This window comes from Psychromonas aquimarina ATCC BAA-1526, assembly GCF_000428725.1.
In the GTDB taxonomy this organism is placed as follows: Bacteria; Pseudomonadota; Gammaproteobacteria; order Enterobacterales; family Psychromonadaceae; genus Psychromonas; species Psychromonas aquimarina.
Genome location: NZ_AUAM01000026.1, coordinates 1 through 26,783, shown reverse-complemented (window position 1 = coordinate 26,783; position 26,783 = coordinate 1). Strand labels below are relative to the sequence as shown.

General features: G+C 43.9%; 20 protein-coding genes. 11 read left to right on the top strand and 9 right to left on the bottom strand.

The genetic code is table 11. The features are described from left to right. Window positions 1-99 precede the first annotated feature (99 nt). Together treB and treC are read left to right on the top strand one after the other, a co-directional pair. Entirely contained in the window at window positions 100-1,554 is a 1,455-nt protein-coding gene (treB, locus tag G337_RS0111125) for a PTS trehalose transporter subunit IIBC (RefSeq protein ID WP_028863950.1), read from the top strand. A gap of 78 nt (window positions 1,555-1,632) precedes the next feature. Next, window positions 1,633-3,309, top strand: coding sequence for an alpha,alpha-phosphotrehalase (treC, locus tag G337_RS0111120; protein ID WP_028863949.1), 1,677 nt, complete (start codon window positions 1,633-1,635; stop codon window positions 3,307-3,309). A 50-nt stretch (window positions 3,310-3,359) separates the two neighbouring features. On the opposite strand, the gene ispB is transcribed toward treC, so the two are convergent. Then, window positions 3,360-4,331: an octaprenyl diphosphate synthase gene (gene ispB / locus G337_RS0111115; protein ID WP_028863948.1), complete on the bottom strand. Its 972-nt coding sequence runs from the start codon at window positions 4,329-4,331 to the stop codon at window positions 3,360-3,362. 357 nt (window positions 4,332-4,688) lie between these two features. On the opposite strand from ispB, the gene rplU reads away from it, so the two are divergent. The 3 genes from rplU (at window position 4,689) to cgtA (ending at window position 6,635) form a co-directional block, all read left to right on the top strand. Further along, a complete protein-coding gene (gene rplU / locus G337_RS0111110) occupies window positions 4,689-5,000 on the top strand; it encodes a 50S ribosomal protein L21 (RefSeq protein WP_019616183.1) in 312 nt (103 codons plus the stop codon). 16 nt (window positions 5,001-5,016) lie between these two features. Then, entirely contained in the window at window positions 5,017-5,274 is a 258-nt protein-coding gene (gene rpmA, locus G337_RS0111105) for a 50S ribosomal protein L27 (protein WP_019616184.1), read from the top strand. Window positions 5,275-5,468: 194 nt separating this feature from the next. Beyond that, window positions 5,469-6,635, top strand: a complete 1,167-nt coding sequence (cgtA, locus tag G337_RS0111100) for an Obg family GTPase CgtA (protein ID WP_028863947.1) — start codon at window positions 5,469-5,471, stop codon at window positions 6,633-6,635. A gap of 74 nt (window positions 6,636-6,709) precedes the next feature. On the opposite strand, the gene G337_RS0111095 is transcribed toward cgtA, so the two are convergent. Then, window positions 6,710-8,383 carry a bifunctional metallophosphatase/5'-nucleotidase gene (locus G337_RS0111095; protein ID WP_028863946.1) on the bottom strand — a complete coding sequence of 558 codons (1,674 nt, stop codon included), beginning with the start codon at window positions 8,381-8,383 and terminating at the stop codon, window positions 6,710-6,712. Window positions 8,384-8,648: 265 nt separating this feature from the next. On the opposite strand from G337_RS0111095, the gene G337_RS0111090 reads away from it, so the two are divergent. Beyond that, entirely contained in the window at window positions 8,649-9,734 is a 1,086-nt protein-coding gene (locus G337_RS0111090) for a mechanosensitive ion channel family protein (RefSeq protein WP_028863945.1), read from the top strand. Between the two features lie 38 nt (window positions 9,735-9,772). Here G337_RS0111090 and barA read toward each other — a convergent pair whose 3' ends face one another. Further along, a complete protein-coding gene (gene barA / locus G337_RS0111085) occupies window positions 9,773-12,553 on the bottom strand; it encodes a two-component sensor histidine kinase BarA (RefSeq protein ID WP_028863944.1) in 2,781 nt (926 codons plus the stop codon). 198 nt (window positions 12,554-12,751) lie between these two features. Between barA and rlmD the strand changes: the two genes are divergently transcribed. From rlmD to G337_RS0111065, 4 genes are all read left to right on the top strand, one after another. Further along, window positions 12,752-14,092: a 23S rRNA (uracil(1939)-C(5))-methyltransferase RlmD gene (rlmD, locus tag G337_RS0111080; RefSeq protein ID WP_028863943.1), complete on the top strand. Its 1,341-nt coding sequence runs from the start codon at window positions 12,752-12,754 to the stop codon at window positions 14,090-14,092. Between the two features lie 42 nt (window positions 14,093-14,134). Continuing rightward, window positions 14,135-16,348 carry a GTP diphosphokinase gene (relA, locus tag G337_RS0111075; RefSeq protein WP_028863942.1) on the top strand — a complete coding sequence of 738 codons (2,214 nt, stop codon included), beginning with the start codon at window positions 14,135-14,137 and terminating at the stop codon, window positions 16,346-16,348. Window positions 16,349-16,549: 201 nt separating this feature from the next. Beyond that, a complete protein-coding gene (locus tag G337_RS0111070; protein ID WP_157619282.1) occupies window positions 16,550-18,031 on the top strand; it encodes a hypothetical protein in 1,482 nt (493 codons plus the stop codon). Next, window positions 18,028-19,623 (top strand): GGDEF domain-containing protein, encoded by a 1,596-nt coding sequence (locus G337_RS0111065; RefSeq protein ID WP_028863940.1) that lies wholly within the window; start codon window positions 18,028-18,030, stop codon window positions 19,621-19,623. The genes G337_RS0111070 and G337_RS0111065 overlap by 4 nt, the downstream gene beginning before the upstream one ends. Before the next feature lie 39 nt (window positions 19,624-19,662). On the opposite strand, the gene G337_RS26085 is transcribed toward G337_RS0111065, so the two are convergent. From G337_RS26085 to G337_RS0111050, 3 genes are read right to left on the bottom strand one after another with little or no spacing between them, the layout of a single operon-like run. Next, a complete protein-coding gene (locus G337_RS26085; RefSeq protein WP_051303174.1) occupies window positions 19,663-20,127 on the bottom strand; it encodes a YeeE/YedE family protein in 465 nt (154 codons plus the stop codon). Further along, the gene (locus G337_RS0111055) at window positions 20,127-20,549 is read right to left on the bottom strand and encodes a YeeE/YedE family protein (RefSeq protein ID WP_028863939.1); all 423 of its coding nucleotides are present in this window, start codon (window positions 20,547-20,549) and stop codon (window positions 20,127-20,129) included. Before G337_RS0111055 ends, G337_RS26085 begins: the two co-directional genes overlap by 1 nt. Before the next feature lie 30 nt (window positions 20,550-20,579). Then, window positions 20,580-20,885: an ArsR/SmtB family transcription factor gene (locus tag G337_RS0111050; protein ID WP_028863938.1), complete on the bottom strand. Its 306-nt coding sequence runs from the start codon at window positions 20,883-20,885 to the stop codon at window positions 20,580-20,582. 185 nt (window positions 20,886-21,070) lie between these two features. Between G337_RS0111050 and G337_RS0111045 the strand changes: the two genes are divergently transcribed. After that, window positions 21,071-22,729, top strand: coding sequence for an FAD-dependent oxidoreductase (locus G337_RS0111045; RefSeq protein WP_028863937.1), 1,659 nt, complete (start codon window positions 21,071-21,073; stop codon window positions 22,727-22,729). Between the two features lie 66 nt (window positions 22,730-22,795). Here the strand turns inward: G337_RS0111045 and priA are convergent, their stop codons facing one another. The 3 genes from priA to G337_RS0111030 form a co-directional block, all read right to left on the bottom strand. After that, window positions 22,796-25,027: a primosomal protein N' gene (priA, locus tag G337_RS0111040; protein WP_028863936.1), complete on the bottom strand. Its 2,232-nt coding sequence runs from the start codon at window positions 25,025-25,027 to the stop codon at window positions 22,796-22,798. A gap of 191 nt (window positions 25,028-25,218) precedes the next feature. Then, window positions 25,219-25,977: a uridine phosphorylase gene (gene udp, locus G337_RS0111035; protein ID WP_028863935.1), complete on the bottom strand. Its 759-nt coding sequence runs from the start codon at window positions 25,975-25,977 to the stop codon at window positions 25,219-25,221. Between the two features lie 95 nt (window positions 25,978-26,072). After that, window positions 26,073-26,783: transketolase-like TK C-terminal-containing protein (locus G337_RS0111030; protein ID WP_028863934.1), on the bottom strand; the 711-nt coding region annotated here is incomplete at its 5' end.

Here is a 26,783-nt window from a genome sequence, read left to right as displayed (position 1 = left end):
TATCCTAATCTATTGTAATTAATAGGGGCTTTCTTATTTTATTATTCATATCAGTCAGTAAGAACGTTCCTGCTGCCCAACAATATAAAGGATAGTGATATGAGTAAGATTGATCGCAGGCAGGTCGTGTCTTTAGTTGAACTTATCGGGGGAGAGGGCAATATCGCCAGTGTCAGTCACTGCCTGACACGTTTACGCTTTGCCTTAAGTGATCCGGAGCTAGCTAAGCTGAAAGAGATTGAGAAGATTCCAATGGTCAAAGGCTGCTTTACCAATGCCGGGCAGTTTCAAATTGTGATTGGAACTGAAGTTGATCAAGTCCATAAGATGTTAAGCGAAATAACAGGCGGTAAAGGGGCCGATAAAGAGGCGACAAAACTGGCAGCACGACAGAATATGAATCTGCTTGAGCGGTCTATCTCTCATATGGCGGAAATTTTTGTACCGCTGTTACCGGCAATTATAACCGGTGGTTTAATCCTTGGTTTTCGTAATGTGATCGGTGATATCCGCATGTTTGACGGTAAAACTCTGGTTGAAATCAGCCAGTTCTGGGCGTCGGTTCACTCTTTCCTATGGCTGCTTGGTGAAGCTATTTTCCACTTCCTGCCGGTTGGTGTCTGCTGGGCCACGGTGAGAAAACTGGGGGGAACACCGATTCTTGGTATTGTACTGGGTATTACCCTGGTTTCACCGCAGTTAATGAATGCTTACGGTATTGGTTCAGGAACCCCGGATGTCTGGGACTTTGGTTTCTTTGCGATGGAAAAAGTGGGCTATCAGGCGCAGGTTATCCCGGCGATATTAGCAGGGATGGCATTAGCTATGATTGAAATAAATCTTAAACGTATTATTCCAGCATATCTGTACTTAGTGGTTGTTCCTTTTGTATCGCTGCTTGCCGCAGTTGTGTTAGCACACTCTATTATCGGTCCCTTAGGCCGTGAAATCGGCGACGGCGTAGGTTATGTAGCTAAGGCTGCTATGACCGGGGATTTTGCTGTTTTAGGCTCGATGCTTTTTGCTTTCTTTTATGCACCTCTGGTTATTACCGGTATTCACCATACGACTAATGCGGTTGATCTGCAGCTGATGCAGGATCTCGGAGGAACCCCGATCTGGCCGCTGATTGCACTGTCTAATATTGCCCAGGCATCTTCTGTGGTCGGCATTATCTGGATAAGTAAAAAACAGAATGAGCGTGAAATCTCGGTACCTGCCGCTATATCTGCTTATTTGGGGGTTACTGAGCCCGCTATGTACGGTATTAATTTAAAGTATAAATTCCCCATGTTATGCGCAATGCTCGGTTCCGCACTGGCTGCCGGGATTTGCGGTTTTGCCGGGGTAATGGCTAACGGTATCGGTGTCGGCGGACTGCCCGGTATTTTGTCAATCCAGCCGCAGTACTGGGGCGTGTATGCACTGGCTATGCTGGTCGCTGTGGTTGTGCCGGTGATATTAACTCTGCTGCTGTATAAACGCGCTCAAAAAAGAGGGGATCTTGAGGATCTTGAGTTAATTGAAGATGAATTAGAAGCTGTAATTCGTTAACTGTTAATAAAGTCTTACCCTTTGTGTATGAAGCTGCACTCAGGGGAATCAGCTGAGTATAAACCTGAGAGTGAATATATGAAAACACAGCAGAAACAGTGGTGGCATACAGCGGTTGTTTATCAGATTTATCCTAAAAGCTTTTGCGACAGCGCGGCTAAAGGCACTGGCGACATTAAAGGCATTATCTCTAAACTTGATTATCTTAAAAGGCTTGGGGTTGATGCGCTCTGGCTTACTCCAATTTATCAGTCGCCTATGATTGATAATGGTTATGATATTTCTGATTATTATACTATTAACCCTGATTTCGGCTCTATGGGGGATTTTGAGCTACTCCTGAAAAGTGCCCATCACAAAGGTATACGTATCATTCTTGATATTGTGGTTAATCATACTTCTACCGAGCATAAATGGTTTAAATCCGCGATTGCCGATAAAAACAGTTTATACCGTGATTATTATATCTGGAAAGATCCGCTCAACGGCCGCGAGCCTACTAACTGGCAGTCAAAGTTCGGCGGCAGTGCATGGGTCTTAGATCAGAAAAGCGGGCAGTATTATCTGCATCTTTTTGCGCGGGAGCAGGCTGATTTAAACTGGGAAAACCCTAAAGTACGTAATGAAGTAAAAAATATAATCAGCTTCTGGGCTGAAAAAGGGGTGGACGGCTTCCGCCTTGATGTTATTAATCTGATCTCGAAACAGCAGGATTACCCTGATGATTTGCAGGGAGACGGACGCCGTTTTTATACCGACGGCCCGCGAGTACATGAATACCTGCGTGAAATAAGTGATGCAGTGTTTAATAAATACGGCTCTGTGACCGTGGGGGAAATGTCTTCTACTACGCTTGAGCAGTGCCGCCGTTATTCCGCGCCGGATGGAAAAGAGCTGTCTATGGTGTTTAATTTCCATCATTTAAAAGTCGATTATGTCGACGGGGAAAAATGGACGCTGGCACCCTTTGATTTTTTACAGCTGAAAAGTATTTTTAACCACTGGCAGCAGGGCATGTCTGGAAAAGGCTGGTCTGCACTGTTCTGGTGTAATCATGATCAGCCTCGTATCGTCAGCCGTTTAGGTGATGATCACAAGTACCGGCTTGAGTCTGCGAAGATGCTGGCTGCCTCAATTCATATGATGCAGGGAACACCTTATATCTATCAGGGGGAAGAGATTGCAATGACCAATCCGGGTTACAGCTCAATTGAGCAGTACCGGGATCTGGAAAGTACTAATATGTACGATATTTTGCTTAAGCAGGGGAAAAGTCAGCAGGAAGTGCTGGCCATTCTTGCTCAGAAATCTCGTGACAACTCCAGAGCGCCGATGCAGTGGAACACAGAGGCTCATGGCGGTTTCACAAAAGGTAAACCCTGGTTAGAGGTCGCGGCTAATTATAAGCAGATAAATGCACAGCAGGCGCTTGTTGATAAAAATTCAGTTTTTTACTATTACCAGTCTCTGATAAAGCTGCGTAAAGAGCTTGAAGTGATCACCTGTGGGGATTATAAGGATTTAGCGCCGGATCATGCGCAGATCTTTTGTTATCAGCGTAGCAGTGAGCCGCAGAGGCTTATCTGTATAAATAACTTTTACCCTGAAACGGTGCAGTACGAACTGCCGTCAAATTTAGAAATGAGTAAGGGAAAATATATTCTGGCCAATTACCCGAAGGTATTAACAGAAAAACCTGTGCGCAGCTTAAAGCTCAGGCCCTATGAATGTCGTGTTTTACTGATAGAGGAATAAAAAAGCCCCTGGCAGATAAACTACCAGGGGCTTTTTATCTGCAGCTGCATTTATGCGGTGCGGGCAGCCGCCAGATGCGCCAGGCTGATTAATGCCTGTTTGTATTCATTATCCGGAAGGATACTTATCGCTGCGATGGCTTTATCCGCTTCTTCCATTGCGCGCTGTTTTGTATACTCCAATGCGTTTGTTTCATGCAGAGCCTGCATGATTTCGTCAAAGTGCTCCATGCCGTTGGCTTTTTCAATGGCGTCTCTAATTAAGGTCACCTGCTTTTCACTGCCGTGTTTAATGGCGTATAAAAGCGGCAGTGTTGGTTTGCCTTCGGCAAGATCATCACCGGTATTTTTACCCATATCTTGCGCGTCTGAGCTGTAATCCATAACATCATCGGTTAACTGGAAAGCTGTGCCTAAGTATTTTCCGTAATTAAGCAGTGCTGTTTCAATCTCTGCCGGTTGTTCACTTAATACAGCAACCAGCTGGCTGGCTGCTTCAAACAGTTTTGCTGTTTTATAATAAATAACGTCCATATAACTTTCTTCTGTAGTATCCGGATCGTTACAGTTCATCAGCTGCAGCACTTCACCTTCAGCAATAATATTTGTTGCCGACGATAAAATAGTTAATACTTTTAAATTCTGTAATTCAGTCATCATCTGAAAAGAACGTGTATGCAGGAAGTCTCCCACTAATACGCTGGCCGCATTGCCGAATAAAGCATTAGCAGTTTTTTCGCCGCGGCGCAGGTCGGATTCATCAACAACATCATCATGTAATAATGTGGCGGTGTGAATAAATTCGATGATTCCTGCAAGTTTTGTGGTTTTATGATCATGAACATTCAGAGCTTTGGCTGCTAAAACTGTTATCAGGGGGCGAATGCGTTTTCCGCCGCTGTTAATGATATAAAAACCAAGCTGGTTGATTAATGCAACATCCGAGCTTAATTGTGCCATGATCAGTTCATTGACTTGATTCATTTCAGTTAAAGAAATTTGCTGAATTTGTTTAATATTCATGGTCTTGATGTTCCGAATTTTAACACTAAAAAAATAGTGCATATTATTGCCCTTTATCGCCATTATCACAACTCTGTTAAGCGCGATTTATCGAAGTAAATTTTTGATTCTATTCTCCTTTAGAAAACTTCAAACCGGCTTTATAAGTTATTGATTTTGCATGTGATTTTGTTGTGCTTGTTTTTTGTTCAATGAACCGTAATGCACTTGCCGATTTTTTTACTCTATTTTTCCTAAATATGATTGCCAAAAGAGGCTCTTTGCCGTAGACTCCGCCTCCATTGTGATTAATAAGTGTGCTCTCGAAGCTTGGTTTCTTAATGAAACAGCACGAGACGCCTGAACGGAGTAATAAACATGTACGCTGTTATCCAGAGTGGTGGCAAGCAACACCGTGTTGCTGTTGAACAAACTCTTCGTTTGGAAAAACTGGACGTAGAAGCTGGCGCAACTGTAGAATTTGATAAAGTTCTTCTAGTAGCTAACGCTGAAGACGTTAAAGTTGGTGTTCCATACGTAGACGGCTGTAAAGTAACTGCTGAAGTAGTTTCTCACGGTCGTGGTAAAAAAGTAAAAATCGTTAAGTTCCGCCGTCGTAAGCATTCGCGTACTCAAGCGGGTCATCGTCAGTGGTTTACTGAAGTTAAAATTACTGCAATTAACGCTTAATTAGGAGTTATTAAAAATGGCACATAAAAAAGCTGGTGGTAGTACTAATAACGGTCGCGATTCAGAAAGTAAACGCTTAGGTGTTAAACGTTTTGGTGGTGAGTCAGTATTAGCTGGTAACATTCTTGTTCGTCAACGTGGTACTAAATTCCACGCTGGAACTAACGTAGGTCTTGGTAAAGACCACACTCTATTCGCTAAAGCGACTGGTGTAGTTAAGTTCGAACAGAAAGGTCCTCAAAACCGCAAATTTGTAAGCATCGTAGCTGAATAATCAGTTCCGGTTTAGCATTCGAAAAGCCTCGCTGATGCGGGGCTTTTTTTTTATCTATAATTTTTATTTAAAGAAAGTATTTATTTCTATTTATACATAAATATGTGATCTATGTTGAATAGAAATGAGTATAATTATTCGCATTAAAGGTTTGCCTATTCGAGGTAGGCATATTGTTTTTCTTGGAGGTTGTAATGAAGTTTGTTGATGAAGCAAAAATAAAGGTTGATGCTGGAGATGGCGGCAACGGCTGTATCGGCTTCCGTAGAGAAAAATATATTCCTCGCGGCGGCCCTGACGGCGGTGACGGTGGTGACGGCGGTGACGTTTACCTACAGGCAGACGAAAATCTAAATACTCTGATTGATTTCCGTTTTGTGAGTTTTTACGACGCAGAGCGTGGTGAAAACGGTCAGCCTCGTGACTGTACTGGTTCTCGCGGTAAAGATAAAATCGTTAAAGTTCCAGTTGGTACTCGTGCTCGTGATTGTGATACCGGTGAAATTCTTGGTGACTTAACTGAAAATGATCAAAAACTGCTGGTTGCTAAAGGCGGCTTTCACGGTTTAGGTAATGCACGTTTTAAAACCAGTACTAACCGTGCGCCTCGGCAGAAGACTGACGGCACGCCGGGTGAAGTTCGTAATCTGCAGTTAGAGTTATTACTGCTTGCCGATGTGGGTATGCTGGGTTTACCTAATGCCGGTAAATCAACATTTATCCGCAGTGTTTCAGCTGCCAAACCAAAAGTAGCTGATTACCCGTTTACCACATTAATCCCTAATCTGGGGGTAGTAAGTATGGGGCACGGGCGCAGCTTTGTTATTGCCGATATTCCAGGGTTAATTGAAGGTGCTTCCGATGGTGCCGGTCTGGGAACGCGTTTCCTGCGTCATTTAGAACGCTGCCGTGTGTTACTGCATATGATCGATTTATTACCGGCAGATGGTAGTGATCCGGTTGAAAATGCCCTGGTTATTATCTCTGAACTGGAAAAACACAGCCCTAAACTGGCAGGCAAACGCCGCTGGCTGATTTTTAATAAAACTGATCTTTTATTAGAAGATGAAGCTCAGGAAGTTATGCAGCGTGTTCAGGATGCACTTGAATGGGACGGCCCGGTTTATAAAGTTGCCGCTATTTCAAAAACAGGTACGCAGGCCGTTTGTCAGGATGTTGTTGAATACTTAGAAGAGTTACCGCCAGAGTTTACTCCGGAAGAGGAGCGTGCGCAGGTTGAGTTCCAGTGGGATGATTACCATGAATCGGCAATGGATGATGCCAATGCAGATTACCATGATGATGATGACGACTGGGACGATGACGAAGAGATGATGGAAGTTATCTACGTTAAAGAGTAATTTTTTATTCTTTATCTAAGCATATAAAAACGCCGTTTAGATTAAATCTAAACGGCGTTTTTGTTTTGGGGGGATTATAAAAGTGTTTTTAATTCTCTAAGGTAGTGGGTAAAAGCATCCGCAGGTTTGATGCCGAAATCAAATACATCTTCTTGTTTTTTCATCAAAGCCTGATAGCCGCCTTTGCCGCGGGACATATAACCCGTGGTGACTATCGAATACAGCTTATCCATCTGCAGTTCAGATATCTCTCCCTGTGCATCCTGCTGGTATAGCTTTCTGATGCCGTCTGTTAATTCTGTGCTGCGCAGTTTAATAGACAGGTTTGAAAAATAGGGGTAACTGCCGGTACTTCCAGCAGGATCTACGCTGCTTTTTACTGCACTGTTAACCGCTTCAAATAAAGTTTCTCCGCTGACCTGGTAAGACTGCACCGAAATTGAAAACGGCAGTAGTTTTCCGGAAATGTCTGCGGCGCTTACCGCTGACTGAAGCAGGTGGGTTCGTACTGCTCCTGCATTAATAATTGCAAAATCAACATCTTGATTGTGTTTTCTGGCGTAATGCAGAAGCGACTGCGCGACAATAGGCGCAACTTGACTGCCTCCCTGCTGATCTGGAACTCTTAAGTGGCGTTTGCTTGTTAATACATGGCCGACAATATCATTTTTATAATGCTCGACTGCCGGCCGAAAATCGCGCTCTAATAACTGTTCAACCCGGTCACTTCTGTTTTCAAAGCTGATATTTGCCTGCTGAGTAAGATAGCGCTCCGCAGCCTGTAAGTTAGATTGTTCCGCGGGGCTGTTAATTGTCAGGCTGTTTTTCTCCAGGAGCAGTTTATTGCCGCCGCTGATGGAGATTATTTTTCCTGCGGGAGCCAGCGTGAGCTCTGCACATCCGGCCGCCATCGCGTTGTGTCCTGCCTGTACGATATAACAGTTATTAACAGCCTGTGCATAGGCACTTTCTCGAGCCAGGCCGATATTGGAAAAATCGCCCTGCAGAGTGTGGCTGTGTCCGCCGATGATTAAACTAATCCCGTTCACAGTTTCTGCTAAGCGCTTATCCTGTGTATAACCAAGGTGACTGATAACAATAATACAGTTGATACCCGCGTCCTGAATTTCACTGACCATAGACTGAGCGCAACTAATATGATCACTAAAATCAACGGCAGGTCCCGGACTGGCAATATCATGCATATCAGTAATGCTTAAAGCAAAAACAGCAATTGATATGCCGTTAATTACCTTAGTAAGATAAGCTGGTTTATGCTGCTCATTGGACTGATAAAGCAGCCGGCCGGTGCATTTTTCAAGTGCTGAACCGCCGTCTTTTTTTAAACGCATATTGGCAGACAGCAGCGGAAAGTCTACCTGGTTAATAAAGTCGGCCAGCAGTTCGTCACCCGTGTCCAGCTCGTGATTGCCGACTGCCATTGCATCAAGCTGCATTGCATTTAATACAGCTGCATTAGCCGCCCCCTTAAAGCATGAGAAGTAGACGCTGCCTTCAAATGAATCACCCGCATGTACAAACAGAAAACCTGCTTTTTCCTGCTGTGCTTTAGATCGCTCCCTACGGGTAAAAGAATCGATAAGCGAGTAACCGCCGCAGGCCGCAGTTAATCCTGTTTTGTGCTTATCCAGCGGGATGTTTATCTGTAAAGGAGAGGGTTCAAAATGTGAATGGGTATCATTGATATGAACTATCTTAAGCTTTATATTTTTATCGTTTTTGTGCAATCTTACCTCTGATTGTCTGCTTTGAGACTGAGTTATTTTAACCTGTTTTTAACCGTTATGGTAAATATACTTTGCGGCGATTTGTGTTACAACAGAACTGCTGTTTATCTCTTTGTTGTAAGAGATAAATAGTGGAAATGTCATTTTATTTCAATTTAAAAGTCACCTTCTGATATTATCAAAACATATCGTTTTTATGCCTCAATATGCTCACGGCGTATCTTGAACTGTAATGGGCAGAGCTGTTTATTATCAAGGAGTACTTATGGTCGAAAAAGTAGAGTTATATTTACAGCAGCTGCTGATGTCGCTGCATATCGGTAACTGGATGGGTAATTTTGTTGTTGTTTTAATTATCACTCTGTTAGTACAGCTTTTCTGGCGCTCTTTTGCTAAGAAAACAGAACGTTTAATATCTCGTACCAGTAACTTTTGGGATGACATTGTATTCTTTGCTTTACTGCGTCCGGTAAACTGGCTGATCGTTCTGACGGGTGGTTCAATGGCGCTGCGTGTTATTGCTGAAAGTGAAGAGCTGTTAATTTCTAATTATCTTCCCCTGGTGCAGAAAATATCTGTTCTGCTGTTAATCGGCTGGTCTTTTCTGCGTTTTATTCATAAAACAGAGCAGACTTTTTTTGAATACAAGGACAAAGACACAACCACAGTTACTGCGCTGGCTAAATTAGCGAAGCTGTCAGTGGCAGTTATCATCTCATTGTCGGTTATCCAGACATTAGGTGTCAGTGTCTCCGGGGTGCTTGCATTCGGTGGTATGGGCGGGCTAGTGGTTGGTATGGCGGCTAAAGATCTGCTCTCGAATCTTTTCGGCGCATTAATGGTTTATATGGATAAACCTTTTAAAGTCGGAGACTGGATCCGCAGCCCGGACAAATCAATTGAGGGAACCGTTGAGTCGATCGGCTGGCGTATTACCCGTATTCGTACCTTTGATAAACGCCCTTTATATGTGCCGAACAGCCTGTTCACTCAGATTGTTGTTGAAAACCCGTCACGTATGAGTAATCGCCGCATTAAAGAGACATTTGGCTTGCGTTACAGTGATGTGCATTTAATTGAAATTATTATCAAAGATGTCCGAGCTATGCTTGAAAATCATTCCGATATTGATCAGAAACAGACTTTAATTGTTAACTTTAATTATTTTAATAACTCCTCTTTAGATTTCTTTATTTACACATTCACCAAAACAACTAACTGGGTATTATTCCATGAAATAAAGCAGGATGTGCTCCTGCAGGTGGCGAACATTGTTGCCTCGCATCAGGCTGAATTTGCATTTCCCACCAGGCAGCTGCATATAGAGGCTCAGCCTGAACAGTTAAAATAACAAACAGTTAACCCGGCGCACCGGGTTAACTTAACTATTTAAGTTAAGTAGCTTTTCGCCTCTTTTTGTACATTTTCTAACTCGTCTAATAATTCTAATAACTCCGGCTCTAACAGATCCGGAGTAATACCCTGTTTCAGCTCTTTTTCAATCAGACCGGCAATTTTCTTAAGTTTAGGTACGCCGCTGTAACTGCAGCCTCCATGAAATTTATGAATAATCTGCGCAAAATGTACATTGTCTATTTTCCCGTTAATCGCTTTATTAGCCTGCTTTTTGATTTCATCAAACTCATTAACCAGCATGCCTAACATCTCTCTGGCGAGATCTTCTTTTCCAGAGGATTGTCTTAAGGCCAGTGTCCAGTCAAAAGATCCGCTTGTGTGACTCGCTTCCGGGAGCTGCTGTGCAGGTCTCGGCTGGCTGATCTTTTCTATCACCTCTGCCTCGGGCGTCCACTTATTAATAATCTCCTGCAGTGCGCTTTCATCAATGGGTTTAGCCAGGCAGTCATCCATACCCTGCTGTAAAAACTGTTCCTTTTCACCCGGCAGTACATGGGCGGTCACCGCAATAACTGGTGTATCGCTGTTGGTTTTATCATCTTTAATCTGCTGGCAGGCGCTGATGCCGTCTAATACCGGCATTTGAATATCCATAAAGATAAGGTCAAAGTGCTGTGATTTAGCGTGTTCTACGGCCTGTTTGCCGTTAATGCAGGTTGTTACCCGGCTGGCTCGATCCCCGAGCATTGCTGAAATAAGTTTTAAGTTTGCCGGGTTATCATCGACAGCCATTACATTAATATCTTTTTTGACCAGCTGCGGCAGAGTTTTATGAGAGTGGATTTCACTGATCTGCTGCTTGTCTGAAACCAGCGCTTTAGCTAGGTTTTTATGGTTTATCGGTTTACTTAAACAGTGTTTAATGCCGGTTTTCATCAGCGTTTCATAGATACTCGGATCGCTTGAGTTAAGCAGTACAACTATGTTGTCGCTATACTGATGCGCCTGCTCAATATGACTGAGCAGCGGCTGCAGGTTTTCACTGTGGCTGTGCCCGATAATAATACTGTCGTACTGCTTGTTTAATAACCGCTCTAACTGCTGTTCGGTTTCTGCCAGTGATAACTCCGTCTGCCATTGATTGAGCAGTTGTGAACAGGCGCGCGCCGCATACTGGTTATTTTCATAAACTAAGACTGATTGTTTCTGCAGACGCTCTACTGGCAGGCTGACTAAAGGATTACGGGTATTTTTTTCCAGTTTAATGGTAAACCAGAAAGTTGAGCCCTGATCCGGCGTCGACACTAAATCAATGCTGCCCTGCATCTGTCTGACTAGTTTCTGAGTGATCACTAAACCTAAACCGGTACCGCCGTACTGACGTGTAATACTGGTATCTGCCTGTCCGAAGGCTTTGAACAGCTGCGCCTGCTGTTTCTCTGAAATACCAATTCCGGAATCTGAAATCATCATTTTCAGGGTTACTTTTTCATCGCAGTCGCGTTCATCTTCAATACGCTGTATCTGTACCTCTATATTGCCGTTTTCAGTAAACTTTATCGCATTACCGATTAAATTAGTTAAGATCTGCTGGATACGCATGGAGTCGCCAAGTACTTCATGGGGGACTTCCGGATCAACCATCATGCTTAGTTCAAGATGTTTTTCATGTGCGCTTGGTGCAAGCAGGTGCATGGTTTCATCAATACAGTCGCGCAGATCAAAGGGGATAACTTCCAGGTTTAATTTACCCGCTTCAAGTTTAGAAAAATCCAGAATATCATTAATAATATTAAGCAGATTTCCAGCTGAACGTTCAATTGTCTGCAGGTAGTCAACCTGATTGCTGCTGAGCTGCGTTTTTAGAAGCTGTCTGGCAAATCCGATTACGCCGTTAAGCGGTGTGCGTAATTCATGACTCATATTGGCTAAAAATTCTGATTTTACCTGAGCTGCCTGCTGGGCGTCTTTTCGAGTAATATCCAGCTCAATATTCTGCACTTCCATCTGATCCAGTGTTTCTCTTAATTCACTGGTGGCCAGATCGATACTGTCCTGCATCTCCTCATGGTGTTTGGACATTGCCAGCGCCATTTCATTGATACCGTGCTGGAGCAGATCGATTTCGCCGGAATAGTCGCCTTCTACGCGGGAATTTAATCGTCCCAGACTGATTTTTTCAACAACTGAAACCATTTCAGAGATTGGTGCGGTAATTCTTCGCGCCTGTTTAACCGCCAGATACAAACTGCCGAGAAAGCCTAATATCATAATACCAAAAGACAGGGCGGTATCACGGTAAAGTAACAGGTCGACCTGATCGCTGTTGATTTCCATGGCTACATAACCCACTATTTTACGGGGCTGATCAAAAGTTAACTGGTATTCTAAAAAATTAGTTTCGTCGATAATCGGGCTGTGAATAACTATGGTGTCTTTGTAGTGATAAACCTTGGTGATTTCCGGGATCTTCTGCTCGTTTTTAATGCGCAGCTGCTGAAAATTACGATGGTAGTTACTGGTTACAAACAGTTTGTTCTGTGCATCGAAAATAGCAATGCTGTTGATCATCGGGCTGTTTTTACGATGGGTTGCACCGATTAGACGTCTTAATATGGTACGAGTTTCATCCTGCATGCCGTATTCACTGGCAATTGCCAGCGGTTCGGTAATATTAATGGCCCGGTTGATTAAAAAATCGTTAGCCTGCTGATAGCGGTGAAAAGAGAAATAACTCGCTAATAAACCACCGATAAGAATGGTGGGTAAAATCGTAAATGCAATAACCTGTGCACGAAGTCCGTATTTAGTCATAAGTAATATTTCTAATATTGAGTTTATCAGCAAACAGCGGCGGATTTTCAGGAGCACTGAATTGAATTTCTATGCGCTTTGCCTATAAGTAATGAATGCTTTTATTTTGTTTTATGTGACAATAGCATTATCGATAAATATATATGCCCAATAGGGTACCGCTATCATGGCATAGCTAACTTCACCTGTGAATAACTTATGGCTCAGTTCTTTAAAGCATCACGCACAAATAGTGCAAAAAACCGTATTCTAAAAAATGTCAAAATTGAAAAACTGGACCATCAGGGCCGCGGCATGGCATTCTTTCAAGATAAACCTCTTTTCATTGACGGTGCACTTAGCGGTGAACTGCTGGATATTCAGATAATAGAAAGTAAAAAACGCTACAGCAAAGGTGTGCTTAAAAAAATTATTGAAAGCAGTGAAAAGCGCATAAAACCAGCCTGCCCTCATTATCAAGAGTGCGGCGGCTGTCATCTGCAGCATGTAGATCATATCGAGCAGATAAATATAAAATCGGCAGGTTTAACGGCTTTATTTAAACGTTTTGCCGGACAGGCGCCAATGCAGCTTGAAGATCCCGTTACGGATCAGGAATGGGCATACCGGCGCACCGCCCGTTTTGGTCTGCAGTATAATAAAAAAACTAAAAAGTTAGAGATGGGCTTCCGCCGTGCGCAGAGTAATTCTCTGATTGATCAGAAAGTCTGTCCGGTTTTACAGCCGGAATTAGAACTGCTGATTTTACCTTTAAAGGCGCTGCTGAATTCTCTGCATAGTAAAGCCGATTTAGGTCATATTGAATTAATGTATGCTGAGCAGGGCGTAGTGGTTTTACTGCGCCATTTAAAAGCGCTGCCGCAAAGCGACCTGCAGTTAATTGAACAGTTTTCCGAAAGCCGTCAAGTGAACTTTTTCGCACAGGCATCGACTAATTCATGTGTTTGTCTGGCCGGACAGGAAGAGTTGAGTTATCAGCTTGCTGAGTGGGACTGCAGACTGACATTCAGCCCGACGGACTTTTTACAGGTAAACAGTAAAGTTAATCAGAAAATGGTCTCGCAGGCGCTTAACTGGCTTGCTGTAAACAAAGACGATCATGTTTTAGATCTTTTCTGCGGTTTAGGTAATTTTACCCTGCCGATTGCTGCAAAAGCCGCCTCTGTTGTCGGGGTTGAAGGCATACAGAAGATGGTTGACCGTGCCGCTGAGAATGCATCTTTAAATAAGATAACGAATGCCAGTTTCTACCAGGCAGATTTAAGTGCAGATAACCTGGCAAAACAGGAGTGGGCTGCCCGGACGTTTAATAAAGTCTTACTGGATCCTGCCCGCGCCGGAGCATTTGACTGCATGGCTTTTATTGTTTCGCAGAAACCGTCTCATATTGTTTATGTTTCTTGTGATCCGGTAACTTTAGCACGGGATAGTCAGCAGCTGCTTGAACAGGGATATAAGCTGCTTAAGTTAGGTTTATTAGATATGTTTCCACAGACCGGACATATGGAGTCTATGGCTCTGTTTGTCCGTGTAAAATAATTATTCAGAATATCGTGTTTTCTTTATTTCGGAGTTAGTTTAATGGTTTCAGTTCGAGATACGCATTTTTATCAAACAGCACAAAAAGATCCGCATAAATGGGTGACCACGCTTGGCCTGAGTGGTTCGGATCAGAAAGTTTTATTAAATAATTATGAAAAAATAATTGCTTTGTGTGTCCAGCCGGAGCAGCTGCCGCTGTTAGAGCTGGGCACAGAAATGGTTGAGATTCTGGTAACACTGAATATGGATATGGATACCCTGAATGCGGCCCTGATATTCCCTCTTCTGGATCATAAGATATTAACTCAGGAGCAGGTTGATGAGCTGTGGGTCAAGCGCATTGCTAAACTGGTTAAAGGCGCTGCGGATATGGAAGGTATTCGTGCGCTGCAGAATCAGGGGCCTTCAAAAAGCAGCGCCGCTCAGGTAGATAATCTGCGTCATATGTTATTAGCCATGGTTGAAGATGTGCGTGCTGTGGTTATCAAGCTTGCTGAACGGATCTGTTATTTACGTCAGGTTAAATATGCCGATGAAGAGAAGCGGGTACTAGTGGCTCGTGAAATATCCTCAATTTATGCGCCGCTTGCTAACCGTCTCGGTATCGGTCAGTTAAAGTGGGAACTGGAAGATCTTTCATTCAGGTATCTGCAGCCGGAAGTTTACAAAAAAATTGCCAAACAGCTTGATGAAAAACGCATTGACCGTGAAAACTATATTCAGGATTTTGTTGATAATGTAAAACATTCTCTAAAAGAGATGCACGTACACGGAACGGCCTACGGACGTCCTAAGCATATCTATAGTATTTTCCGTAAAATGGATAAAAAAGATCTTCAGTTTGAAGAGCTTTATGATGTGCGCGCAGTACGAGTTGTTGTTGAACAGCTGCAGGACTGTTATGCCGCCTTAGGTGCTATTCATACTCAATGGCGCCATATTCCCAGTGAGTTTGATGATTATATTGCCAATCCGAAAGCAAACGGTTACCAGTCGATTCATACTGTGGTGCTCGGTGCTGAAGGTAAAGCGATAGAAGTGCAGATTCGTACCCAGCAGATGCATGACGATGCTGAACTCGGCGTGGCCGCCCACTGGAAATACAAAGAGGGCAGTGCCGGTGGTAAAGCCTCGGGCGGTTATGAAGAGAAAATTGCCTGGCTGCGTAAACTTCTCGCCTGGCAGGAGGATATTACCGACAATGAAAATGTGGTTGATGAAATCCGCAGTCAGGTATTTGATGACAGGGTTTATGTTTTCACCCCGAAAGGTGAAGTTATCGACCTGCCGGCGGGAGCAACGCCCCTGGATTTTGCTTATTATATTCACAGCCAGGTCGGGCACCGCTGTATTGGTGCAAAAATAGGCAGCCATATTGTGCCTTTTACCTATCAGCTGCAGACCGGTGATCAGGTTGAAATTCTAACTCAGAAAGAGCCTAATCCGAGCCGCGACTGGCTCAATCCTAATCTTGGTTATATTCATGCGCCTCGGGCAAGACATAAGGTTGCGACCTGGTTCAGAAAACAGGACAGGGATAAAAATGTACAGGCCGGACGCGAGCTCTTAGAGGTTGAGCTGAGCAAAGTAAAATTAAAACTCAGCGATGTGACACCGGCTATTGAGCGTTTTAATGTCGGCACGGACGATGATATTTTTGCCGGAATCGGTAATGGTGATCTGCGTATCAATCAGCTGGTACACTTTTTAGATAATCACTATCACCAGCAGACATTAGAACAGCAGGATTTAGCTGCGCTTGAAGCATTAGAGAAACGTAAAAAAAGTTTTACCCCTAAATCGACGGGTAATAATATTATTATCGACGGGGTTGGAAATTTAATGCACAGTATTGCGCGCTGCTGTCAGCCGATTCCCGGAGAGCCTATTGAAGGTTATATTACTCAGGGAAGGGGAATTTCAGTACATCGCCAGGAGTGTGAGCAGCTTGCTGATCTGCGTGATGCACATCCTGAACGTATTATTGAAGCTGCCTGGGGAGATGCACACTCTTCGGGTTATACATTAACCCTGCGTCTTGAGGCAAGTGACCGCAGCGGCTTATTAAAAGATATTACCACCCTGTTATCTAATGAAAAAGTAAATTTATTAGGGGTTAACAGTATGACTAATATTAAAAATCAGTCTGCGATTATTGATATGAATTTAGAAGTTTATAACAGTGATGAAATAGGTAAATTACTGACTAAGTTAAAACAGTTAAAAGATGTATCTGATGTGCGGCGCCTATAGTAAATAATCCCTTCAGCATCGCCGCTTTCCCTGTGCCGTTCGGCACAGGGGCTTTCCCGTTTATGCTTTTTCAATTCCTGCTGTTTTTATTACAGCCTGATTTTCTGCCCTATATATTTATAAATGCAGCCTCGCTTCAAGTATTGATCAAATAATCAGGAAATTATTACCAATGGTTCATCTTGTTGTGATAGGTTGACTGTGAATATTATTAACCTGGCTAAGGATAGAATGGTTATTGATCTGCAGTCCGATATCGTACTGGTTTTGCTGAATCTCGAAAACTTAATTGTGGAGAAGCCGCAGCAGGCAGAGAAAAAAATACTGGAAGCATGCTCTAAAGCTGAAAAGCTGGGAGACGGCTGTGCACAGCTGCTTGCTACCATGCAGCTGGCGCGTATTTCCTGGCATTTAATGCAGTATAAAAAAGGTCTGCGCCTGTGCGAGCGTGCGGAGCAGTTATTACTTCCAGAATTTGAAGCTCAATACTTAGCTGAGCTTTATCATATCTATGCTCTGCAGTACTGGGGCTTAGCTCGTTTTCGTTCTGCACATAATTTCTGGAATATGGCGATGGAAAAGTCGCTGGTCCATAACCAGATGTCGATACAGATCGAATCGTTAATTGGTGTTGCCAACATCTGGTCTATTAACCAGGAAAGTGAGCTTTCTTATTCTGCACTGTCTTTAGCTATGACTTTAGCTGAACAGTTTGAACTTAACTTTCTGGCAGGCAAAAGCGCAATTCTATTAGCCTCCGCTCTATGCTCTCTCGAGCAGTATTCTTTAATGTTAGAAGTGTTAGATAAAGCTGCATTTTTTCTGCAGGGGTGTCATGATCTTGCCTGGCACGCGCAGATACAGGAGTTAAAAGGCCAGGCACTGTTGAATTTAGGGCGCTTGAGTGAAGCTGAACTGGCAGCGTATGAGGCATCGAGCATTGCATCCTCCGGTAGAAAAAACTGGCTGGAAACTTCTGCGCCGATCTGCGCTGCGCAGGTGGCGGTTGAGCAGCTGCGCTTTGATAAAGCACGTCAGCTGTTAGATACAGCAGAAAGTACTGCTTTACGTTTTAATCAGTTTGAGCTGCTGGCGAAGTTATACAGGCTGCGTTTTGAGCTGGAAGAGCATTTATTACAGAGCGAGTGCGCACTTCGATATTATAAAAAATACCGTAAATATGAAGTTAAATTCTTACAGGGACAGAGTATTGCCTTAGGTAAAGATAAGTGTAATTTAACAGTCGAAGTGTTAAATAATAAAGCCCGCCATTTAATAGAGCGTTTAGAGGCGGAAGCCTTTGATGCCAGCGAAAGCGGGTTTGCTGCTTTTCGTGAGCCTTCAATCTGGCTGTATTCCTGTGAGCGGGCTTCGTACCAGAAAAACTTCCATGTATTCGTTTTTGAACTCAATAATGATAAAGATCTGATCGATTTTTTTCCTTTTGCGCATACTTTATGCCGTCGTCATGAGGTGATAACCCGTTTTAAAAACAGTTGTCTGGCTATTTTGTTTCAGCTGGAAGACGGGCAGCAGTCTAAAATGTGCGATTCATTAACAGCTATGTTAGCTGCTTTCCCGTGGTGGAGAGACGATGAAAACAATCACACACATATAGTAAAGCATTTTTATCCGGCAGACTTTTTAAGTTATTTAGACAACAAAGAGGGCTGTAACTTATGAAAACCGCATCACTCTTACAACCTGTCCGTCAGGAGGTGCAGGAACAGCAGGCTAATCGTGCGCTGTTTTTATGCCGCCAGTTTATTGATGAGAAAGCTCAGAGGGACAGGGAAAGGCTGCGCGGAGAGTTTCTTTTATCTGAAATTCTTACAGACTTAGGTGAAGATGAAGAAAGTTTACCGGTCGCAGATCACGGCGGCGGCAGCTTTTCTGTAAATGCTCACAGCCTTGATAAATTACAGATTTTAACCGAATTGAGTAACCGCCAGCATGATACGGAGTTGTATCAGGAAGCTGCCGAAGGCTGGTTAAAGGTTGGAGCTTATAGTGCGGAGTCAGGTGATGTTAACTATTTCATAGAGGCTCTGCTGGGGATAGGCCGGCAGCTGCAGATTATCGGTGATCACAGCGGCGCACTTAAATATTTTGATAAAGGTAAATCTCTTGCGCAGGGAGTGAGCTGTGCAGATGTTCACGCAAGACTGGACTTTCATCTTATAGCCAGCTGTATCTCTGTGCATAAATTAGATAAAGCGCAGACATACCTGGATGACTGTAAGCATAATAATGTTATCTCAGAAGTTACTGAATATAAGGCACTTAGTCATTTATATCAGGCAATGATTCAGCGCAAAAAAGGTAATCTGCGCGAAGCTTTAGCCGCTATCCGCCTGGCAAAGGAGCTGGCGGCCAAGGGGCTGGAAAACCGGGTTAGAAACATGATCCAGCTGGAGTTAGGCTGGTGTTTTGTTGCTTCTGATAATGCATTAAAAGGGATCCGCTTATTAGCAATGCTTCTGGCTAATAGTGCCGGAAGAGGCAGTCATTCATTAGAGTTAAGTATCCATGAAGCATTAAGCGGGGCTTATGCCGCTATTGATGATTTTGATAAAGCTCTGCACAGTGAGCAGAAAGCACATCAGCTGCATCTGTTATTAATAAATAAAATATCTGTTGGTAATCTCAATTGTAACTGTTCGCAAAAATTAGAAAAAATGGAGCGTCTGCTTACCATTCAGTGTACTCAACAGGAGAATATGCATTTAAAGCAGAAGGTTGAAGGGCATTTTACACTTGTTGAGCGCCTGCAGCAGGACGCATTTACGGATCCTTTAACACAGGTATTTAACCGCCGCTGGTTAGAGACGGAGCTGAACAACCGGACTGGAATTTATGCTGCATTATTAATTGATGCGGACTATTTTAAAACAGTTAATGACAATTTTTCACATCAGGTCGGTGATCTGGTTTTAAAGCGCTTAGCGTCATTACTGCTGCAGGAGGTGCGTAAAATAGACAGTGTGATGCGCTATGGCGGGGAGGAGTTTCTGGTGCTGCTTAGCGAAACCTCAGTGTTAAAGGTTTCTCTGCTGGCGGAACGTTTACGCGACTGTATTGAATCAGCTGACTGGGGAGATCTGCTGCCGGGACGCCCTTTGACGATAAGTATCGGCGGTGCTGTCAGAGCTGTTGATGAACCTGGAGAAATGCTCATAAAGCGTGCCGACAGTGCTTTGTATCAGGCAAAAGAGCAGGGAAGAAACCTGTTCTGTTTTAATGACGATCCGGCCGGCTGCGGTATACTGCTGTGACAGCGCATATCACATAATCACAGTAAATTAGCTGCCTCTTTAAGCTGAACTGCTGCTTTTATATCGCCCTAGAAAAGGCAGGGGAAAAGCACCGCGCAGATAGTGTCTAGCGGCCGCTGTACCGGTTAACATACTGGCAAGAAAAATAAAAATAGTTAAGGATCCTCCGCCAAGACTGGCCATAACCGGACCGGGACAAAAACCGGCCAGTCCCCAGCCGATACCGAAAACGGCAGCTCCGGCTATTAATGTGCCGTCCACTTGTGTATTGGATGCCCAGCTGAATTTTTCTCCATTGAGTGCCCGGCCGCGTTTTTTTATTACAAGATGATAAATTGGTGTAAACACGGCAAGTGCGCCACCCATAACAAACATAAGACTAGGATCCCAGTCTCCGCTTATATTCAAAAAAGCGGTTACCTTGGCTGGATCTACCATGCCCGATATGATCATACCGGATCCGAATAAAAGGCCGCAGATAAGTCCGACAATAATTGTAAACATTATAAAACTCCTAAACGGCTGCGGATGAAAACAACAATAACCGCCGCCGCCATAAAAATCACTGTTGCGGTTATTGAACGTTTTGAAAAACGTCCTAAGCCTATGATGCCGTGACCACTGGTACAGCCGTTACCTAAACGCGTACCGAATCCAACCAGAAAACCGGCTGCTATAATAGAAATAACAGGCTGTTTGATAAGTTCGGGAAGATCGATAGAAAAAGGCTGCAGAATAAACAGGCTTAATGCCATGCCCGTAAGAAAAGCTAAACGCCAGCTGAATTCATTTTTCTGCCTGGTGAATAAGCCACTGATAATGCCGCTGATACCGGCTACCTTTCCAGAAAACAGCATAAGAACCGCTGCCGACAGGCCCAGCAGAGCACCGCCTGCTAATGCTGACCAGGGGGAAAAATTCTCCATCTCTACCTCCAGTTAATAAGTCTAATGTGCCTATTCATCAGGACAAAAAGCCTGCTGCAGTGCGCTTAATAACAAACTGACCCGCGGATCTGCAATTGAGTAAAAAACCTGCTGTGATTCTTTTCTGACTGTCACAAGCTCATTTTTTCTTAAAACGCCTAAATGCTGTGAGAATGCCGACTGACTTAACTGGGTATGTTCGCGTAATTCGGTGACGCTCATTTCACCATCGGATAACAGACATAACACCACCATGCGGTCTTTATGGGCCATTAGCTTAAGTATTTCGCTAACTTCGCCGGCTTTCTCATGTATCAGTGCTAATTTATTTTTCATTGTGACTCCTTTTATCATTAACCAGAAGTGTACCTAAGATTTTTGTATTAGCAAATAATAATTTAGAGAAATATAAATTAGACATTTCTAATTTGAGTGTTTATTATGATTTCAGAGCTTAATCTTAAGGCTGCATAGGTTTGTGCTGCAGTTTTGTATAAATATAAAAAATTTCGGAGTAAACAATGGCTAAAAAAGTATTAATTATCGGCGGCGTTGCCGGCGGTGCATCGGCGGCAGCCAGGGCTCGCCGCTTAGATGAACAGGCTGAAATTATTATGTTTGAACGAGGTCCTAATATTTCGTTTGCCAACTGCGGCCTGCCCTATCATATCGGGGGGGAAATCGAGTTAAGAGAGGCGTTATTACTGCAGACACCGGAAAGTTTTAAAAAACGTTTTAATGTTGATGTGCGTGTGCATAATGAAGTAACGGCCATCGATAAACAAGCTAAAACAGTCACAGTTAGAGATACCGCTGCTGAGCGGACTTATACAGAATCATATGATGCGCTGCTTTTAAGTCCCGGCGCAGGCCCCTTTGTTCCTCCCATTTCGGGCATACATAACCATTTAACCCATACACTGCGTAATGTACCGGATATGGATGCCATTATCAGCTCTATTGAAGTTAATAAACCTGAGCATGCCACGGTATGCGGCGGCGGATTTATCGGTTTAGAGATGGCCGAAGCACTGCGTCAGCGTAATATCAAGGTCACTTTAGTGGAACTAGCACCGCAAGTGATGGCACCCGTTGATATGGAAATTGCCGCTGTCCTGCATGAAGAGCTGCAGCAGCATAAAGTGGAATTAAAATTAGGCAAAACACTGCAGGAAGTCGCCCCCAGCGCTCCCGCTGATAAATCATTAATATTAACACTTAATGACGGCTCTACACTGGAAACAAACCTGTTAATTATGGCGGTAGGGGTAAAGCCGGAAACATCTTTAGCTGTTAAGGCTGGTTTAGAGATTGGTGAATTAGGAGGCATAAAAGTAAATGAATTTATGCAGACTAGTGATGATGCTGTTTTTGCGGTGGGTGACGTTATTGAAGATCCTGAATTTGTAACGGGTGAGGCGATGCTGGCACCTCTAGCTGGGCCGGCTAATCGCCAGGGGCGCCTGGCTGCTAATAATATCTTTGGCGCCGCCGAGACCTACAAAAAAACACAGGGCACGGCAATTTGTAAAGTGTTTGATTTAGCAGTTGCATCGACAGGGTTAAATGAAAAATCACTGCAGCGTAAAGCAATGCCCTATGAAAAAGTCTATGTGCATGCGGCCAGCCATGCGGGTTATTACCCCGGCGCACATCCGGTGACTTTAAAGCTGCTGTTTGATCCGAATAACGGTTTGATTTTAGGTGCGCAGGCGGTGGGTAAAGACGGTGTTGATAAGCGTATCGATGTTATCTCTGTTGCGCAGCGCGCCGCTTTAACTGTTTATGATCTGCAGGATCTTGAGCTTTGTTATGCCCCTCCGTTCGGCTCTGCGCGTGATGTGGTTAACCAGGCCGGCCTGGTGGCATCGAATGTAATGAAGGGGAACGAAGTTATTTTCCATAGTGAAGAGCTTGAGTCACTTTCTGACAAACAGATGCTGGTGGATGTACGCAGCGAAAATGAAGTTGATAATATGGGCATGATCCATGGCGCAATTAACATTCCGGTGGATGATCTGCGTGCTAATTTAGCGAAGCTTGATAAGAGTAAGGAGATCTTAATTTACTGCCAGGTAGGATTACGTGGTCATGTTGCAGCGCGCTTATTGACCAATTTAGGTTATAAAGTGAAAAACTTAAGTGGCGGTTTTAAAACCTGGAAATCACTAAATAAATAGCTGTTGTTATTTTTACCCCGCTGCCAGGCCCTGTCTGACAGTGAGGTGAAATATTTATTGTAAGAGTTAAACAAAGTCGATCGGATCCACGTCAATTGACCAGCGCACTTTACGGCCTTCCGGAAGCGCATCTAACTTGTGTAATGCCTGATTTAAGGTTTTTGTAATCAAGCTGCGCTGATCACTTTGTATTAACAGCTGAAAACGGTACTTGCCGGCCCGGCGCTCCATTGACGCAGGAATGGGTCCTAAAATTAAGATCCGCTGCGTGGTTTTATTATTCTCACTTATCTGCATGAGTATCTGTTTACATAAAGCTAAAAAGCTTTCCGCTAATGTGGCGTTATCGGATTCTGCGCGAAATAAAGCCTGGAAAGAACAGGGAGGCAGCTGAGCTAATGCGCGCTCCTGCAGGGCACTGCGTGAAAATTCCAGATAACCGTTATTAACCAGATCCTGTAATAAACTGTGCTCCGGGTGATGCGTCTGTAATACTACCTGCCCTTTTTTCTCTTCACGTCCGGCACGCCCGGCGACCTGGGTAAACAGCTGGGCTAAGCGTTCACTGGCACGGTAGTCATTGCAGAACAGAGCACCGTCAACATCAATTAATGCAGCTAAAGTTACATCGGGAAAGTGATGACCCTTTGCTAACATCTGCGTACCCAGCAGAATTTTGTATTTACCGTTATTAATATCGCTTAGATACTGGTTAAAACTCTCTTTTTTACGGGTATTATCGCGGTCAATACGGACAACGGGATGCTCGGGAAAAAGCTCATTAAGCGTTTCTTCTAACTGTTCTGTACCGACTCCGGTGGAGATTAACTGTGTTGAACCGCAGTCATTACACTGTCTAGGGATAGGCAGGGTCGAAGTGCAGTGGTGACAGTGCAGATAATTGGCTGATTTATGATAAGTATAAAAGGCGTCGCAGCGCTGACATTTTACTAACCAGCCGCACTCATGACACATTAAAACCGGGGCATAGCCACGCCGGTTTAAAAATAAAATGACCTGGTTGTTTCTGGCCAGGTGTTTATGCATCAGCTCAATTAACTGCGGTGATAAGCCGGATTTCAGCGGCAGACCGGCGAGGTTAATTAAGCTGCTGGCCGGTGGTCTGGCATTACCGGCGCGTTCGGTAAGATGCAGATGCTGGTATTTCCCCTGTAATGCATTATGCAGCGTTTCCAGAGAAGGAGTTGCAGTGCCTAATACAACGGGAATTTTTTCTAATGAAGCACGTTTAATTGCAAAATCACGGGCATGGTAGCGGAAACCATCCTGCTGCTTAAAAGAGGCATCGTGCTCTTCATCTAGAATAATAATGCCGAGATTTTTAAAGTCGGAAAACACCGTACTGCGTGTGCCTATGATAATAGCGCCGCTGCCTTGTCTGGCATGTAACCAGGTATCCAGCTGCTCCCGAGAATTTAAAGCAGAATGCTTGAGGTAAACGGGCACATTAAAGCGCGCCTGAAAGCGTTTCACTGTCTGCGGTGTCAGGCCTATCTCCGGTACTATTATCAGGGCCTGTCTGCCGGCCTGTAATACAGGTTTAATGATATTGAGATAAACTTCGGTTTTGCCGCTGCCGGTGATCCCTTCTAATAAAAAGCATTTGAATTTATCCGCCTGCTGATTAACTGCGCTGATAGCAATAGCCTGCTCCGGGGTTAAATTCGGCTTTTGGCTATTTTCTGAAAATGAATCTGACCAGTTTGTATTTATACTGGGCTGCAGTTCTACGGCTTCGATTATTCCTTTATCCTGCAGTGCCTTGAGAGTAGGACGGCTGATCCCTTGATCTTTAAGCGCTTGAGTTGATAAGCAGGAGTTGTGCAGCAGAGACAAAACCTCATGCTGTTTTTTAGCACGTTTAAAATCATCCAAATTAAAATCAGTGCTGCTTAACTGCCAGTGTTCACTGCCTTTAAAAGCTGTTTCTTTACCCTGGCGTAATAGAGTTGGAATAGCCTGCTGAAAGACATCACCAAAAGGGTGAAGATAATAAAAAGAGGCCCAGCGCAGCAGTGACCAGACTTTTTCGTTTAACAGGGGCTGCTGATCAATCAGACGGCTGATCGTTTTTAATTTATCAACTGCGTAATCACAGTGTGGATTAACTTCACAAATCACGCCGACCATCTGTCTTTTGCCGCCGAAAGGCACACGTACGCGGCAGCCGATCAAGCTGTTTGCCTCTGTTTTTAACAGGTAATCAGGCAGCAGATAATCGAACTGTTTATGCAGTGGAACAGGCAGCGCGACACGACAAATTATTGGTTGGCTCATAAACTCAATCAGTTAATAGTAAAAAAACATTGTAACGTTTTTAAACCTGAGAGTTAAACAAAAAGGGCTGCTGTTGGGAGGGTAGAAAAATAAAGTTTCAGGGGATAAATTGAGAAAAGTATTATGGAGCAGATATAAAAGAACCACCCGCAGGTGGTTCTTTATCCTTTAAAAGGAGAGGTTCTAAAGGATTAAACTAGTAATTTTTTAGCCGCGTCAACAACAATTGAAATAGCACTAACTTCAGTTTTCTTCATTGTCGCTTCATCAGGAATCTCCTGCTGAGTACGGTTTACAATAACGCCGGCAACACATGCAGCACGCCAGCCCTGTGATGCACACATGGTGAACAGTGTAGCTGATTCCATCTCGTAGTTAAGTACACCAAGATCCTGCCACTCCTGCATAGAACCTTTAAACTGACGAGTGATACGGCCTGTTACTGTATCGTAACGCTCCTGACCCGGGTAGAAAGTATCAGAAGAAGCTGTAATACCAACGTGAGGTTCAACACCTGCATCACGACAAGCCGCTACCATTGCAGTTGTACAGTCAAAGTTAGCCGCCGCTGGGAATTCCATTGGTGCAAAGTGCAGGCTTGCACCGTCAAGACGTACAGATGCCTGAGTTACAATAACATCACCAACATTTACGTGAGACTGGATAGCACCCGTTGTACCAACGCGTAAGAAAGTTGTTACGCCTAACTGTGCCAGCTCTTCTACTGCAATAGAAGTAGACGGACCACCAATACCTGTTGAACAGATAACTACTGCTTTACCGTCGATGTAAGCTAGGTAGCTGGTGTATTCGCGGTGACTTGCAAGGAAAGTTGCATCTTCCATTAATTCAGCAATTTTTTTAACACGCTCCGGATCGCCCGGTACGATTGCTAAGCTTGCGCCGTCTAACATTTTTTTGGTTAAGCCTAAGTGAAATACATCTGACATTGTAAAACTCCTTTGATTAAATTGTGGTTACAGCAGACCAGTTAACAAACTAAGGAAAATGACCTCAGTGTCTCGTCTGCTGTTATTTTTAAGGTTTATAAACTATTAGCCGCGTCAACGACATTTTCAACTGTGAAACCGAACATTTCAAATAACTGCTCAGCCGGTGCTGATTCACCAAATGTTGTCATGCCGATAACTTTGCCGTTCAGGCCTACATATTTGTACCAGTAATCAGCAATACCCGCTTCAATGGCAACACGCTTAGTAACTGCTGAAGGTAATACAGATTCTTTGTACTGTGCGCTTTGTTTTTCGAAAACATCTGTACAAGGAATAGAAACTACACGTACTGCTTTACCCTGGGCTGTCAGTTCAGCGTGTGCCTGTACTGCTAATTCAACTTCAGAGCCCGTTGCAATTAAGATGATTTCAGGTGCATTTTCACTGTCTAGTAAGATGTAACCACCTTTAGCAACATCGCTCAGCTGCTGTGCATCACGCGGCTGCGGTTTAAGGTTTTGACGGCTGAAGATAAGTGATGTCGGACCGTCAGTGCGTTCGATTGCAGATTTCCATGAAACCGCAGACTCAACACTGTCACATGGGCGCCATGTGTTCATATTCGGCGTTAAACGCAGGCTGGCAATCTGCTCTACCGGCTGGTGAGTAGGGCCGTCTTCACCCAGACCGATTGAGTCATGAGTAAATACCTGAATAGCACGCTGCTTCATTAATGCAGACATACGTAAACCGTTACGTGCGTATTCCATAAACATCAGGAATGTTGCGCCGTAAGGAACAAA

Excerpts from the sequence above, each read along its gene's own strand:
- G337_RS26085 (WP_051303174.1), bottom strand. The coding sequence starts at position 20,127 with ATGTTTACAATTATTGTCGGACTTATCTGCGGCCTTTTATTCGGATCC.
- cgtA (WP_028863947.1), top strand. The coding sequence starts at position 5,469 with ATGAAGTTTGTTGATGAAGCAAAAATAAAGGTTGATGCTGGAGATGGC.
- rlmD (WP_028863943.1), top strand. The coding sequence starts at position 12,752 with ATGGCTCAGTTCTTTAAAGCATCACGCACAAATAGTGCAAAAAACCGT.
- G337_RS0111050 (WP_028863938.1), bottom strand. The coding sequence starts at position 20,885 with ATGAAAAATAAATTAGCACTGATACATGAGAAAGCCGGCGAAGTTAGC.
- priA (WP_028863936.1), bottom strand. The coding sequence starts at position 25,027 with ATGAGCCAACCAATAATTTGTCGTGTCGCGCTGCCTGTTCCACTGCAT.
- G337_RS0111090 (WP_028863945.1), top strand. The coding sequence starts at position 8,649 with ATGGTCGAAAAAGTAGAGTTATATTTACAGCAGCTGCTGATGTCGCTG.
- udp (WP_028863935.1), bottom strand. The coding sequence starts at position 25,977 with ATGTCAGATGTATTTCACTTAGGCTTAACCAAAAAAATGTTAGACGGC.
- barA (WP_028863944.1), bottom strand. The coding sequence starts at position 12,553 with ATGACTAAATACGGACTTCGTGCACAGGTTATTGCATTTACGATTTTA.
- G337_RS0111045 (WP_028863937.1), top strand. The coding sequence starts at position 21,071 with ATGGCTAAAAAAGTATTAATTATCGGCGGCGTTGCCGGCGGTGCATCG.
- treC (WP_028863949.1), top strand. The coding sequence starts at position 1,633 with ATGAAAACACAGCAGAAACAGTGGTGGCATACAGCGGTTGTTTATCAG.
- rplU (WP_019616183.1), top strand. The coding sequence starts at position 4,689 with ATGTACGCTGTTATCCAGAGTGGTGGCAAGCAACACCGTGTTGCTGTT.
- G337_RS0111055 (WP_028863939.1), bottom strand. The coding sequence starts at position 20,549 with ATGGAGAATTTTTCCCCCTGGTCAGCATTAGCAGGCGGTGCTCTGCTG.
- relA (WP_028863942.1), top strand. The coding sequence starts at position 14,135 with ATGGTTTCAGTTCGAGATACGCATTTTTATCAAACAGCACAAAAAGAT.
- treB (WP_028863950.1), top strand. The coding sequence starts at position 100 with ATGAGTAAGATTGATCGCAGGCAGGTCGTGTCTTTAGTTGAACTTATC.
- ispB (WP_028863948.1), bottom strand. The coding sequence starts at position 4,331 with ATGAATATTAAACAAATTCAGCAAATTTCTTTAACTGAAATGAATCAA.
- G337_RS0111065 (WP_028863940.1), top strand. The coding sequence starts at position 18,028 with ATGAAAACCGCATCACTCTTACAACCTGTCCGTCAGGAGGTGCAGGAA.
- rpmA (WP_019616184.1), top strand. The coding sequence starts at position 5,017 with ATGGCACATAAAAAAGCTGGTGGTAGTACTAATAACGGTCGCGATTCA.